The 12,979-nt window shown below is 75.1% G+C and carries 12 protein-coding genes; 9 read left to right on the forward strand and 3 right to left on the reverse strand.

Annotated features, from left to right (window positions below):
• Positions 1-5: 5 nt before the first annotated feature.
• From AC1C2W_RS12780 to AC1C2W_RS12805, 6 genes are all read left to right on the forward strand, one after another.
• Positions 6-2,660, forward strand: coding sequence for an ATP-dependent DNA ligase (locus tag AC1C2W_RS12780; RefSeq protein ID WP_495413272.1), 2,655 nt, complete (start codon positions 6-8; stop codon positions 2,658-2,660).
• A gap of 59 nt (positions 2,661-2,719) precedes the next feature.
• Positions 2,720-3,643 (forward strand): NADP-dependent oxidoreductase, encoded by a 924-nt coding sequence (locus AC1C2W_RS12785; protein WP_495389605.1) that lies wholly within the window; start codon positions 2,720-2,722, stop codon positions 3,641-3,643.
• A 49-nt stretch (positions 3,644-3,692) separates the two neighbouring features.
• A complete protein-coding gene (locus AC1C2W_RS12790) occupies positions 3,693-4,832 on the forward strand; it encodes a M24 family metallopeptidase (RefSeq protein ID WP_495389606.1) in 1,140 nt (379 codons plus the stop codon).
• 62 nt (positions 4,833-4,894) lie between these two features.
• Positions 4,895-5,758 (forward strand): DUF2599 domain-containing protein, encoded by an 864-nt coding sequence (locus AC1C2W_RS12795; protein ID WP_495413273.1) that lies wholly within the window; start codon positions 4,895-4,897, stop codon positions 5,756-5,758.
• A gap of 42 nt (positions 5,759-5,800) precedes the next feature.
• A complete protein-coding gene (locus tag AC1C2W_RS12800) occupies positions 5,801-6,139 on the forward strand; it encodes an ArsR/SmtB family transcription factor (protein WP_495389608.1) in 339 nt (112 codons plus the stop codon).
• Positions 6,140-6,176: 37 nt separating this feature from the next.
• Positions 6,177-6,692 carry an SRPBCC family protein gene (locus AC1C2W_RS12805; RefSeq protein WP_495389609.1) on the forward strand — a complete coding sequence of 172 codons (516 nt, stop codon included), beginning with the start codon at positions 6,177-6,179 and terminating at the stop codon, positions 6,690-6,692.
• A gap of 97 nt (positions 6,693-6,789) precedes the next feature.
• Here the strand turns inward: AC1C2W_RS12805 and AC1C2W_RS12810 are convergent, their stop codons facing one another.
• Both AC1C2W_RS12810 and AC1C2W_RS12815 read right to left on the reverse strand, forming a co-directional pair.
• Entirely contained in the window at positions 6,790-7,545 is a 756-nt protein-coding gene (locus AC1C2W_RS12810; protein ID WP_495413274.1) for an SDR family NAD(P)-dependent oxidoreductase, read from the reverse strand.
• Between the two features lie 168 nt (positions 7,546-7,713).
• Positions 7,714-8,739, reverse strand: coding sequence for an NAD-dependent epimerase/dehydratase family protein (locus tag AC1C2W_RS12815; RefSeq protein ID WP_495413275.1), 1,026 nt, complete (start codon positions 8,737-8,739; stop codon positions 7,714-7,716).
• Positions 8,740-8,831: 92 nt separating this feature from the next.
• On the opposite strand from AC1C2W_RS12815, the gene AC1C2W_RS12820 reads away from it, so the two are divergent.
• Positions 8,832-9,170 (forward strand): hypothetical protein, encoded by a 339-nt coding sequence (locus tag AC1C2W_RS12820; protein ID WP_495389612.1) that lies wholly within the window; start codon positions 8,832-8,834, stop codon positions 9,168-9,170.
• A gap of 122 nt (positions 9,171-9,292) precedes the next feature.
• A complete protein-coding gene (locus AC1C2W_RS12825) occupies positions 9,293-10,612 on the forward strand; it encodes an MFS transporter (protein ID WP_495413276.1) in 1,320 nt (439 codons plus the stop codon).
• Here AC1C2W_RS12825 and AC1C2W_RS12830 read toward each other — a convergent pair.
• On the reverse strand, positions 10,587-12,182 hold the full coding sequence (locus AC1C2W_RS12830; RefSeq protein WP_495413277.1) for an FAD-dependent monooxygenase: 1,596 nt from the start codon (positions 12,180-12,182) through the stop codon (positions 10,587-10,589). The two genes, AC1C2W_RS12825 and AC1C2W_RS12830, sit on opposite strands and share 26 nt — an antisense overlap.
• 55 nt (positions 12,183-12,237) lie before the next feature.
• Between AC1C2W_RS12830 and AC1C2W_RS12835 the strand changes: the two genes are divergently transcribed.
• On the forward strand, positions 12,238-12,954 hold the full coding sequence (locus tag AC1C2W_RS12835; protein ID WP_495413278.1) for a TetR/AcrR family transcriptional regulator C-terminal domain-containing protein: 717 nt from the start codon (positions 12,238-12,240) through the stop codon (positions 12,952-12,954).
• Positions 12,955-12,979 lie beyond the last annotated feature (25 nt).

The following is a 12,979-nucleotide window of genomic DNA, read 5'->3' on the forward strand; positions in this document are numbered from 1 at the left end:
TGGCCATGGCACGCACGTCGTCGAGCCCGCCCCAGGCCGTCACGGTCGAGGGCCGACGCCTGCAGCTGACCAACCTGGAGAAGGTGTACTACCCGGCCACGGGCACCACGAAGGGCGAGGTGCTGCAGTACCTGGCGCAGGTGGCACCCGCGCTGCTGCGGCACGCGGCGCACCGGCCCGCGACGCGCAAGCGCTGGCCCGACGGCGTCGCGGGGCAGATGTTCTTCCAGAAGAACCTGGACGCCTCGACGCCGTCGTGGGTGCCCCGGCGCGCCATCCGGCACCGCACGTCGACCAACGACTACGTGCTCGTCAACGACCTCGCCACGCTCACGTGGCTGGGCCAGACCGCCACGCTGGAGATCCACGTGCCGCAGTGGCAGTTCGGGCGCACGGGCACGCCGCTCCCCCCGGACCGGCTGGTGCTCGACCTGGACCCCGGCCCCGGCGCGGGGCTGCCGGAGTGCGCCGAGGTGGCGCGGCTGGCCCGCGAGATCCTCGTCGGGATGGGCCTGGACCCCCTGCCCGTGACCAGCGGCTCCAAGGGGATCCACCTGTACGCGGCGCTCACGCCGAGCGCGGTCGGGCAGTCGTCGGAGCTCACGCCCGACGCCGTGTCCGCCGTCGCGAAGGAGCTCGCCCGGCACCTCGAGTCCGAGCACCCGGACCTCGTCGTCAGCGACATGAAGAAGGCGCTGCGCGCGGGCAAGGTACTGGTGGACTGGTCGCAGAACAACGGCGCCAAGACGACGATCGCGCCGTACTCGCTGCGCGGGCGCGACGAGCCCACGGTGGCCGCGCCCCGCACGTGGGGCGAGCTCGACGACCCCGGCCTGCGGCAGCTGACCTACGCCGAGGTGATCGAACGGCTGGAGCGCGACGGCGACCTCCTGGAGCCGCTCGTCGCCGGCCACCTGTCACAGCTCGAGCCGACGCCCGAGCGCCTGGCGACGTTCGAGCGCGCGCCTGCCGACCGCCTGGGCACGTACCGGTCCAAGCGCGACCCGGGCAAGACCCCGGAGCCGGGGGTTGAGCCTGTCGACACCGATCCGCTGGTTGAGCCTGTCGAAACCAACCCGCTGGTTGAGCCTGTCGAAACCAACCCGCTGGTTGAGCCTGTCGAAACCGAGGCTGTGATTTCGACGAGCTCAACCGACAAGGCGCCGACGTTCGTGATCCAGGAGCACCACGCGCGCCGGCTGCACTGGGACTTCCGGCTGGAGCACGAGGGCGTGCTCGTGAGCTGGGCACTGCCGAAGGGCGAGCCCACCGACCCCAAGCAGAACCACCTCGCCGTGCAGACGGAGGACCACCCGCTGGAGTACGGCTCGTTCGAGGGCACCATCCCGGCCGGCGAGTACGGCGGCGGCGAGGTGACCATCTGGGACGCGGGCACGTACGAGCTCGAGAAGTGGCGCGACGCCGAGGTGATCGTCACGCTGCACAGCGAGCGGCGGGGCTCGCGGCGGCTCGCGCTCATCCGCACCGGCGGCCGCGACGGCAACGAGAACTCCTGGCTGATCCACCGCACCAAGGACCAGCCGGGCGACGACGAGCCCCCTGCGAAGCGGGCCGAGCCGAGCGGGCGGACGAAGGCGCCGGAGCGGACCGGGCGTCGCGAGCCCAGTACGAGCGTCGAGGCGCCGCGCCCGATGCTCGCCACGACGGCGCCGCCCGCGGAGCTGGCCCGGCTGGACCCGGACGACTGGGCGTTCGAGTTGAAGTGGGACGGCTTCCGCGCCGTCGTCGAGGTGTTCCCGGCCGGCACGGATCGGGACGGCGACCGCCGGGTGCGGCTCACGTCGCGCTCGGGGCAGGACCTCACGCCCACGTTCCCGGAGCTGCAGGCGCTGGCGGACATGGTCGAGGCCGACGACCTGCCCGTGGTGCTCGACGGCGAGGTGGTCGCCCTCGACGCCGACGGGCGCCCGGAGTTCCGCCGGCTGCAGCAGCGCGCGAACCTCGTCAAGCCGCGGGACGTCGAGAAGGCGCGCCGCCGGGTGGCGGTCGACCTGGTGCTCTTCGACGCGCTGCGGGTGGCCGGCCGGTCCGTCGAGCAGGCCCCGTACACCGAGCGTCGGGCCACGCTCGAGCGGGTCGTGACGCCACGCCCCCCGGTGCACGTGCCCGACGCCCTGGACGGCGACCTCGACGAGGCGCTCGAGACGTCCCGCCTCATGCGGTTGGAGGGCGTGGTGGCCAAGCGGCGCGGGTCCACGTACCAGCCGGGCCGCCGGTCGCGCGACTGGCTGAAGGTCAAGCACGCCCGCACGCAGGAGGTCGTCGTGGTGGGCTGGCGGCCGCTGCACGCCGGCACCGGCCAGGAGGACGCGCGCGTGGCCGGGTCGCTCCTGCTGGCGGTACCGGACGCCGAGGGCGCGCTGCAGTACGTGGGCAAGGTCGGCACCGGGTTCAAGGAGTCGGAGCGACGCGAGGTGGTCCGGCGCCTACGGCCCGTCGCGGACCCGCCCTTGGACGGCGTGCCCCGGCCGGAGGCCGTGCACGCGCGGTGGGCCGCCCCGGAGCGGGTCGCCGAGGTCAGCTACGGCGACTGGACGGGCGAGCCCGGCGACCCGGAGTCACCGCCGCGGCTGCGGCACTCCGTGTGGCGGGGCTGGCGCGACGACAAGCGCCCCGAGGAGGTCCGGGTCGAGCCCTGAGACGTGCTCGTCCGACCGGTCCCGGGAAGTTCCGCGGCCCAGCCGGGGTTGCGTCCGTCATGCGAGCCATCACCTACAGCCAGTACGGCAGCGCCGACGTCCTCGAGCTGACCGACCAGCCCACCCCCAAGGTCGCCCCGGACTCGGTGCTGGTCCGCGTCCGGGCAGCGAGCGTCAACCCGGTGGACTGGAAGGTCCGCGACGGCTACCTGGACGCGATCCTCGACACCTTCTTCCCCGTCGTGCCCGGGTGGGACGTCGCGGGGGTCGTCGAGCGGGTGGGCCTGGACGCCACCGAGTTCGCCGTGGGCGACGAGGTCTACGGCTACGTGCGCAAAGACGTGGTGCAGGGCGGCACCTTCGCCGAGCTCGTCGCGGCACCCGTGCGCACCCTCGCACGCAAGCCCGCCTCGCTGACGTTCGAGGAGGCGGCCGCGGTGCCGCTCGCCGGCCTGACGGCGTACCAGACGATCCAGCGGTCCGGCGTCCGCGAGGGGCAGACGGTGCTGGTGCACGCCGCGGCCGGCGGGGTCGGCGCGTTCGCGGTGCAGATCGCCCGCGCGCTGGGGGCCCGGGTGCTCGGCACGGCCAGCGAGGGCAACCACGACTTCCTGCGCGGCCTGGGCGCCGAGCCGGTGACGTACGGCAACGGCCTCGCCGACCGCGTCCGCGCGCTCGCCCCGGGCGGCGTGGACGTCGCGCTGGACTACGTGGGCGGGGACGCCGTCCCGACCAGCGCCACCGTACTCGCCGACGGCGGCACCATCACGTCCGTCGTCGACGACGCGGCCCGGGACGACCACGGCGGGCACTACGTCTGGGTGCGCCCGTCCGCGGCCGACCTCGAGTCGCTCGGCGCGCTGATCGACGCCGGCAGGGTCTCCGTGGAGGTGGCGCAGGTGTTCGACCTCGCGGACGCCGCCGAGGCGCATCGCGCCAGCGAGGGCGGGCACGTGCGCGGCAAGATCGTCGTGCGGGTCTGAGGCCGCCGGTCGCTCTGCTCGCGAGACCCCGCGGTGGCACCCTGGGCGCATGACGCCTTTCGACGCCTCCGTGTACGCCGACCGTCGCCGCCGCGCCGCCGCCCAGGCCGCCGAGGCCGGGCTCGCGGGGATCCTCCTCACCCCCGGCCCGGACCTGCGCTACTTCCTCGGCTACACGCCCGCCGCCGAGCTCGAGCGGCTCACGATGCTCGTGCTTCCCGCCGACGGCGACGCCGTGGCCGTCGTCCCTCGCCTGGAGGCGCACGACCTCGAGGTCGGCGCGGTGGGCGGCATCGAGGCGGTCGCGTGGTCGGACGGCGAGGACGAGCACGCCGTCACGGGCCGGCTGCTGCGCCCGGACGGGCGGTACGCGATCAGCGACGCCGCGTGGGCGATGCACGTGCTGGGACTGCAGCGCACGCTGCCCGCGTCGTCATACGCGGCGGTCACGACGGTGCTGCCGATGCTGCGCGCGGCGAAGTCGCCCGCGGAGGTGGCGCGCCTCGCGGCGGCCGGCGCCGGCGCGGACGCCGTCTTTGCCGAGATCGTCACCCGCCGGTTCGCGGGCCGCGCCGAGCGCGAGGTCGCCGCGGACCTGGACGCCCTGCTCCGCGAGCGCGGGCACGAGCAGGTCGACTTCACGCTCGTGTGCGCGGGCGAGAACGGCGCCGACCCGCACCACGACGCCGGCGACCGCGTGATCCGCGAGGGCGACATGGTGGTGATGGACTTCGGCGGGCTCGCCGACGGCTACGGCTCCGACACCACCCGCACGGTGCACGTGGGACCCCCCACCGACCGCGAGCAGGAGGTGCACGACGTCGTCCGCACCGCCCAGCAGGCGGGCGTCGACGCCGTCCGCCCGGGCGCGACCTGCCAGGACGTGGACCGCGCCTCCCGCGCCGTCATCGACGACGCCGGGTACGGCGAGTACTTCGTGCACCGCACCGGGCACGGCATCGGGCTGACGACGCACGAGCCGCCCTACATGGTGGAGGGCGAGCGGACGCCGATCGAGGCGGGGATGTGCTTCTCCGTCGAGCCGGGGATCTACCTGCCCGGGGACTTCGGCGTCCGCATCGAGGACATCGTCGTCGCGTTCCCGGCCGGGGTGCCGGGCCTGGACGACTCCCCCGATGCGGCCGTGCGGCTCAACACCTCGCCGCACGAGGTCGTGCTGGTGGAGTAGCTCGGCCAGACCCGCACCGGCGCGACCGCACCTGGCGGACACACCTGGCGGACACTGGGCACGTGCACCCACGCCGCCCGTCGCCGCGCCCCTCCGCGAGGCGCGCCGCCGCCGGGGCTGTTGCCCTGCTGCTAGCGCTGGCCGCGTGCACCACCTCCGGCCCGGCCACGCCGTCCGCCGGCCCGACGACACCGACGACGCCGACGTCCGCGTCGAGCGCCACCCCGTCGCCGCCCGCCGATGACGCGGCAAGCACGGCCGTGACGGCGGGCGACGTCGAGCTGCGGGTGACGGTGCCGGGCGCGACGCCCGGCGACCCCCGGGTGCAGGTCTCCCCCGATGCCGGCACCGTGACGGTGAGCATGGCGCCGGGAGCCGACCCGGCAGCCGCGGAGGCGCCCGAGATCGCCCTGACCTCGCGCGGCACGTTCGCGACGAACCCGGACGGCAGCGTCACGGTGCGCGACGGCGACACGGCCGTCGGCGGGCTCACCGCCCCCCGCGGCGCGCGGCTCGTCGCCGTCGACGACACGCACCTGGAGCTGCGCGCTTCCGGGACCGCGGGCGACGGCGCCGACAGCGACGAGACCGGCAGCGACGAGACCGGCAGCGACGAGACGGACACGGTCACGACCGTCCTCGGCACGCGGGCGGTGGACGGCACCGACTGGGGCGACCGCGAGGGCGGCCGTTCGCTGGCCGTCACCCCGACCGGCTGGGCGCGCACGGCCGGCCAGGCCGGGGTCGACCTCGCATGGTCCGAGATCACGTCCGCCGAGCCCGAGGCGGACGTCCCGACGATGCGCGACCAGCTCGAGTGCCATGCGATCGGGGCGCCGGACAAGGACACCTGGAACCTCGAACCGTGGCGCCCCGACGTCGGCCTGATCGCCACGATGGCGGCTCGTTGCAACCCCACCGGGTGACGCAACCCTTGACACATTCCCATATCGGTATATGTTGAGGGAGTGGCACGAGCAGCAACGACGACAGACGCGTTCAACGCGGTGGCCGAGCCCCGGCGCCGCGAGATCCTCGACGCCCTCGCCTCCCGCGAGCTCAGCGTCGGCGAGCTCGTCGACCTGCTCGGTATCGCCCAGCCGCTGGTCTCCAAGCACCTCAGGGTGCTGCGGAAGGTCGGGCTGGTCGAGGTGCGCGACGACGGTCGTCGGCGCCTCTACCGCACGGACGCACGGCCCCTGCAGGAGATCCACGCCTGGGCCGGCCGGTACGAGCGGCTGTGGGAGGAGCGGTTCGAGCTCATCGACGAGCTGCTCGACGAGGTGGACGAATCACGGAACACCTAGCGGGACCAGCAACCGGACACGAGCGAGGAGAAGAGCCATGACCAGCACGACATCGTCATCCCGGAGGGGCAGCGCGGTCCTGACGCTGCCGAACGACACCGACATCCAGATCACGCGCGAGTTCGCCGCCCCAACGGCCGCCGTGTGGCGGGTGTTCACCGAGGCCGACCTCATCGCCCGCTGGTGGGCTGGCCAGCACGGCACCGTCACCAGCGTCGAGATCGACCTGCGCCCGGGCGGCACGTACCGCTACGCGATGCAGGCGAACGAGGGCTTCGAGGTCGCCTTCCACGGCGAGTTCCAGGAGGTGGTGCCGACGGAGCGGCTCGTGCACACCGAGGTGTTCGAGGGCATGCCCGACGGCGAGTCGGCGGCCACGCTCAACACGTACACCTTCGCCGAGCGCGACGGTCGCACCACGCTCACGCTCGTCACCCGGGCGCCGAGCTCGGAGGTGCGGGACGCGATCGTGGAGTCCGGCATGGAGGGCGGCGTCCAGGAGGGCTTCGACATCGTCGACGAGATCGCCGCCGAGCTCACCGCCGGAGACTGACTCCCCGGAGCGCCGAACAGGCGGTTGACACCGTTTCGAGCGAAATATCAGCCCGAAACCGGTGTCAACCGCCTGTTCGGCATCCGGCGGGCGCGGGTCAGACGGCGGTGTATCCGCCGTCCACGAGCCAGTACGCGCCGGTGACGAAGGACGCGTCGTCGGACAGCAGGAACCGCACGACCGTCGCGACCTCCTCCGCGGTGCCGAGCCGGCCGAGCACGTGCTTGGCCTCGAGGGCCTGGCGCGCCTCGGGCGAGAGGCTGGACTCGACCAGCGGCGTCTTGATGTAGCCGGGGCCGACGGCGTTGATCCGCAACCCCTGCGCACCGTACTCGGCGGCGGCGTTCTTGGTGATGCCGACGACGCCGTGCTTCGCCGCGGTGTACGCGCCGCTGCCGATCGCCGCGACGGTGCCGTGGATCGAGGCCATGTTGACGATGGCGCTCTCGCCGCCGCCCTGTTCCAGCATCGCCGGGATCTGGGCGCGCATCCCGTACAGCACACCGTTGAGGTTGATGCCGATGACGCGGTCCCAGTCGTCCAGGTCGGTCTCGCCGGCGGGCGCCGGCTTGCCACCGATCCCGGCGTTGTTGACGGCGTAGTTCAGGCCGCCGAACGTCTGGCGCGCGAACTCCACGGCCTTGGCCGAGTCCTCCTTGACCGCGGTGTTCTGCTCGAACGCCGCCGCCTCGCCGCCGGACGCCTTGATCTCGTCCGCCACACGCTGCGCGGCGTCGAGCCGGATATCCGTCACCACGACCTTGGCGCCGTGGGCCGCAAGCTCCTTGCTGATCGCCTCGCCGATGCCCGAACCGCCGCCCGTCACGAGCGCCACCTTGCCGTCGAACGTCATGCCCGACCCTCCTTCGCAACCACGCCCGAGGGGCGGGGACGCGGATCACGCGAGACGACGCCCTGACGGGACGAACGACCGCCCTGCGGCCCTGGTGAGGGTCGGGGCGCTGACTCTTCGACCGTAACCCCGGACGACTCGCGAGTGCGTGATCGTGACCAAAACCACTCAGGCGGTCGGGATCTTGGGCTCCTCGCCGAGGACGCGCAGCACCTCGGCCTCCTCGGCCGCCGTCAGGCCCGTCACGACGGCGTCGGGCGTCGCCGCCAGCCAGGCGAGAGTGTCGCGCGCCGTGTCCGCGACGGGTCGCGGCGAGAGGCCCGCCGCGAGCGCCGGCGAGGCGTCGTGCGCCGGCATGCCGTCGTACTCCGGGCGGGGCAGCCACAGCGGCAGCGACCGCTCCCCCGACCACGGGCGCACGTCGGCCGCGTCGAGCGCCTCGCTGTCCGTCCAGCGCCACCGGGGCTCGACGCCGCACCCGCGGGCCACCTCGGACAACAGCTCCCCGACCGTCGTCACCGGGCCGACGCCGTCGAACACGCCCTCCGTGCGGCGCTCGGCCAGGTCGACGATCCAGGCGGCGAGGTCACGCACGTCGATCACCTGTGTCGGGTCGGCCGGGTCGCCGGGGGCGAGCACCTCCGTCGCCTTGTCGTCCGTCGCCGCGTCGTCGAGCACCCGGCGCATCCGCGCGGGCCAGTAGGCGAACCGCCCGCTCGTGTCGCCGGGCCCCACGATCAGGCCGGGCCGCACCACCGCCGCGCTCGCGACGCCCTCGAGCACGAGGTTCTCGCACGCGACCTTCATCGCCCCGTACGCCTCCGAGCCGGAGGCCGGGTCCACGTCGGCCGCCTCGGGCTCGCGCAGGCGCCCCGCCCCCGGGCCGGCCGGGTCCGCGTCGTCGGCGTACACGTTGACCGTGGAGACGAACACCCAGTGCGCGGCGGGCAGTGCCGCCACCGCCTTGCGCACGTGCGACGGAGTGCGCGACACGTCCACCACCGCGTCGAACCCGTCGGCGGCGAGCGCCGCCGGGAACGCGTCGTCGCGGTCGGCGACCACGTGGCGCACACCCTCGGGCACGTCTCCCGAACGCCCGCGACTGACGGCCACCACCTCGTGGCCGCGCGCCGCGGCGTCCGCCGCGACCGCCCTCGACAGGAACACGGACCCACCCAGCACCAGCAGCTTCATGCCCCCACCCTGGCGCACCTCGACACCCCGCGGCACGGGTTCTGCCCGCGGCAGAAGGGCGGTAGCCGCGCTCCGCGCTAGTGTCCGGAGCCATGACCCGCGACCTGCCCGCCACCGCACCCGTGCGGGCGGCGCTCGACGTGCTGGAGCGCTTCTCCCCGCCGGCGCTCGTCCACCACGCCGTGCGCGCGACGCTGCTGGCCGCCGACCGGCCGGAGGGGCACCTGCTGGCCCGGTCGACGGGCGCGGACGTCAGCGGGCGCGGCGCCGACCAGTGGCGCGCCGGCCTGCGGGCCGACCACGAGGCCCGCTGGCCGCGTCTCGACGTCCGCGAGCTCGTCGGAGGGTGCCTGCGGGACCAGGCCGCGCGCAAGCCGGGGAGCGTCGTGGCGGCCTACGTGGCCTCGGGGGGCGCGGACGCGGTCCGCTGACCCCCACCGGCCTCGCCCAGCGTCGGCGCGCAGCGCGCGTCGTCCTGCTAGCGTCGGTGCCGGTCGCCCGGGCCCGCCTTGGTCCGGGCCGCGATGTACTTCCGCCCGGTGTCGTGGCGGCGGTGAGGGCGCGTGTCCCGTTCCTCCCGCAGCTCTGGACGCCCTCGGCGGGCCCGAGCCGCACCTTCAGCACCAGGCGCCGGCGGCTCACCTGGCCCCGCCCCGCCGGGCGGCGACGAGGACACCCGCCATGCCTCGCACCTCCGGCTACCTCTCCGTGCTGCGCACCCCCGGCGCCGCCGCCTTCTTCCTCGCCGCGACCGTCGGCCGCATCGGGATCGCCGACCGGGCTCAGCCTGGTCTGGCTGCTCCACGACACCACCGGCTCGTTCGCCACCGCCGGCCTCGCCACCGCCGGGTTCGCCGTGGCCGAGGCCGTGGTCGGCCCCTTCCTCGCCCGGCTCGTCGACCGGTTCGGCCAGACCCGCGTGCTCCCGTTCGCCCTCGCTGCCCACGGCGCGGCGGTCGCCGCTGTGCTCGCCTCCTCCAGCCCGGTCGCCGCGATCGTCGCGGCCACGTGCGCCGGCGCGGTCGTCCCCCAGCTCGGCGCCCTGTCGTCCGCGCGCTGGGCGCACCTGCTGCGCGGCGAGCGGGCCGACGAGCTGCCGACCGCGTTCTCGCTGGAGTCCGTCGCCAACGCCACGGCCTTCCTCGTCGGCCCGGTGCTGGCCGCGTCGCTCGGCGCCACCGGCCACGCCCCGTTGGCCAGCGCCACGGCTACGGCATTGATCCTCGGCGGCGGCGCAGCGCTCGCCGCGCAGCGTCGCACCGCCCCTCCTGCCCGGCGCCGGCACGACGAACCGCCCGCGCGCGGGCGCGGCCTGCTGCAGCCGGCCGTCGCCCTGCTCGTGCTGCTCAACCTGGCCATCGGGCTCTACTTCGGCACCATGGGCGTCTCCGTGAGCGCCTTCGCCGTCGGCCACGGCGTGCCCGGCGCGGCGGCGCCGATCATCGCCGCGTCGAGCTTCACCGGCCTGCTGGCCGGCTGGCTCTACGGGCTACGCCGGCACGACGCGCCGGCGCACCGCCAGCTCGTCGTCGCCACGGCCGCCCTGACCGGCGCGGCCCTGCAGCTCCCCGTCGCGCCGTCCGCTGCCTGGCTCGGCCTGGCGGCCGCCGCCTCGGGGGCGGCCGTGCCCCCGACGCTCGTCCTGCTGGCCGTCCTCACGGAGCGGGCCGTCCGCCCGGGCCTCCTCACCCAGGCCTTCACGTGTAACAACTCCGCCAGCGCCGCGGGGTCGGTCCTGGGGGCGTCGCTCGCCGGCCGCGCCGCCGACGCGTGGGGGCCCGGCGCCGCGCTCGCCCAGGCCCCCGCGGCAGGGCTCCTCCTCGTCGCCCTGGCGCTGGCCCTCAGCCTCACGACCCGGCGGTCGGTACCGTGACCGCCCTGGCGAGCACCCGGTCCAGGACGTCGGCGAGGAACCGCGCCGGGTCCGGGACCGGCGTCGTCACCCGCATCGCGACGATCGCGTCCGGTCGCACGAGCGCGGCACCGCCGTCGGGCAGCCACGGCGCGGAGAGCTGGTGCGCCGGGATGCCGACGTCCGCCGCGGCAGCGAGCCACCGGTCGCCCGCGGCGCCCACCAGCAGGGTCCATCGGGACGCGACCAGGTCGAGCGTGGAGGCCCCGTCGACCCAGGCGTGGGGCACCCGCGAACCCGGCGACCCGTCCAGCGCTGCCGCCAGGTCCACCGTGGACGGGAGCTCCGGCCGCGGGTCCACCACGGCGGCCGAGTCGTACCGCTGGCCGAGGTGCACCACCGGCGCCGCCCACACCCCCGCCGCCGCCCTCGCGGCGTCGACCTCGGGCCCTCGACCCCAGTGCAGCCGGGGGTCGGCGTACCGGAGCGCGGCCTGCGCGACCGTCGCCGCGGCGACCGGCTCGCGCTCCTGCGCGTAGGTGTCGAGCAGGCCGCCGCCCGCCTCGCCGCGGTGGACGGCGGCCAGCTTCCACGCCAGGTTGTGGGCGTCGGCGACGCCGGTGTTGAGGCCGAACGCGCCCAGGGGCGACACGGTGTGCGCGGCGTCGCCGACGAGGAACACGCGGCCGACGGCGAAGCGGTCGGCCAGGGAGCTCCGCGGCCGCCACGGGAGCACGCTGCGCACCTCGACGTCGAGGTCGGGGTCGCCGACCGCCGCGCGCACGACGGCGGCGCAGCGCTCGGGCGTGAAATCCTCGGGGCGCTCGCCGCCGTCGACGTCGCAGTCGACGTGGAAGACCCAGTTCGTCTCGCCGTCCACGGTCACCAGCAGGCCTGGCGCCTCCGGCGTGGTGATCGTGCAGGTGGCGAAGGACAGCCCCCGCAGGTAGCGGCGGAGGTCGGCGCGGAACAGGATGTTGATCTTCGACGTGCCCAGGTCGCCCGGCCCCGAGGTGCCCACGCCGAGCGTGGTCCGCACGGCGCTGCGCGCGCCGTCCGCGGCCACCACGCGCGCGCAGCGCAGCGAATAGCGGCCGTCGGGCCCCTCCAGCTCGACGTCGACCCCGTCGGCGTCCTGCGCGATGCCGACCACGCGGGTCGACCAGCGCAGGTCGGCCCCGCGGCGCGCCAGGTCGGCCGCCACCACGGCGTCGAGGCGGTCCTGCGCGCAGACCCCGCGCAGCCGGAACGGCGTCGTGTCCAGCTCGTCGGCGGAGGACAGCGCCGCCATGGGCACGGTCGCGACGTCGCCCGCACCGATCTCGGCGACGGTCCGCGCCACCGCCTTGCCCGCGTTCCCCCGGAGGTCGACCGCGACGGCGTCCACGGCGGAGTCCAGCCCCAGCTCGCGGAGGATTTCAACGGTGCGCGGCCCGATGCCGGTGGCCCGCGGATGGATCGACGGCCCGGGACGGCGTTCGGCGAGCACCGCGAGGACGCCGTGGTGCGAGAGCAGCGCCGACGCGAGCAGCCCGACGCTACCCCCTCCGACCACGAGCACCGGCACTTCTGGATACGCCGTATCTGTCATGGCTACAACGTAGCCAGAAGGTACGATGCCGGTCAACGAGGAAAGGCACCGCCCGATGACCGACCCTGATTCCTCCCCCGTTCACGCGTCCGTGTGGACCAGGCCGCGCCCCGCACCGCGCCGACGCGCGCCGGGGGTGGAGCAGTACGTGGCCGCCGCGCTGGCCGTCGCCGACGCGGAGGGCATGGCCGCCGTGTCGATGCGCCGGGTCGCGGGCGACCTCGGTTCCGGGACGGCCACCCTCTACCGCTACATCACCAACCGCGACGAGCTGGTGGACCTGATGGTCGACGCGGCGCACGGCGAGGACCCGCTCCCCGAACCCACGCAGGACTGGCGCGCCGACCTGGCCGCGTTCGCGCACGCCACGCGCGCGACCCTGCTGCGGCACCCGTGGTTGGCAGGCGAGCTGACGGGCAGGCCCTCGCTGGGCCCGAGCTCGTTGCGGCGCACCGAGTCCGCGCTCGCGGCTGCCGTCGCGCTCACGCCCGACATCACCCTGGCCTCGCAGGCGCTCGTCGCCGTGCACGCGTTCGTGCTGGGATCGGTGGCCACCCAGCAAGCCGGCCGCCGCGCCGAGCAGCGCACCGGCCTGACCGAGGAGCAGTGGAAGCGCAGCGTCGGCCCCTACCTCACCGAGGTCCTCGCGGCGGGCGAGCACCCGATGCTCGCCCGCCGCGTCCACGAGGCCGAGGAGCTCGACCCCGACGCCGAGTTCGCGTTCGGGCTGGACTGCGTGCTCGACGGTCTCGCGACCCGGTTCGGTCGCTGACCGGTCAGCACGCTGGCCGACTCGC

Source organism: Isoptericola sp. Y581 (genome assembly GCF_059445475.1).

Coding starts and splice junctions, on each gene's coding strand:
- AC1C2W_RS12830 (WP_495413277.1), bottom strand. CDS start 12,182: ATGACAGATACGGCGTATCCAGAAGTGCCGGTGCTCGTGGTCGGAGGG.
- AC1C2W_RS12780 (WP_495413272.1), top strand. CDS start 6: ATGGCACGCACGTCGTCGAGCCCGCCCCAGGCCGTCACGGTCGAGGGC.
- AC1C2W_RS12815 (WP_495413275.1), bottom strand. CDS start 8,739: ATGAAGCTGCTGGTGCTGGGTGGGTCCGTGTTCCTGTCGAGGGCGGTC.
- AC1C2W_RS12805 (WP_495389609.1), top strand. CDS start 6,177: ATGACCAGCACGACATCGTCATCCCGGAGGGGCAGCGCGGTCCTGACG.
- AC1C2W_RS12790 (WP_495389606.1), top strand. CDS start 3,693: ATGACGCCTTTCGACGCCTCCGTGTACGCCGACCGTCGCCGCCGCGCC.
- AC1C2W_RS12835 (WP_495413278.1), top strand. CDS start 12,238: ATGACCGACCCTGATTCCTCCCCCGTTCACGCGTCCGTGTGGACCAGG.
- AC1C2W_RS12820 (WP_495389612.1), top strand. CDS start 8,832: ATGACCCGCGACCTGCCCGCCACCGCACCCGTGCGGGCGGCGCTCGAC.
- AC1C2W_RS12810 (WP_495413274.1), bottom strand. CDS start 7,545: ATGACGTTCGACGGCAAGGTGGCGCTCGTGACGGGCGGCGGTTCGGGC.
- AC1C2W_RS12785 (WP_495389605.1), top strand. CDS start 2,720: ATGCGAGCCATCACCTACAGCCAGTACGGCAGCGCCGACGTCCTCGAG.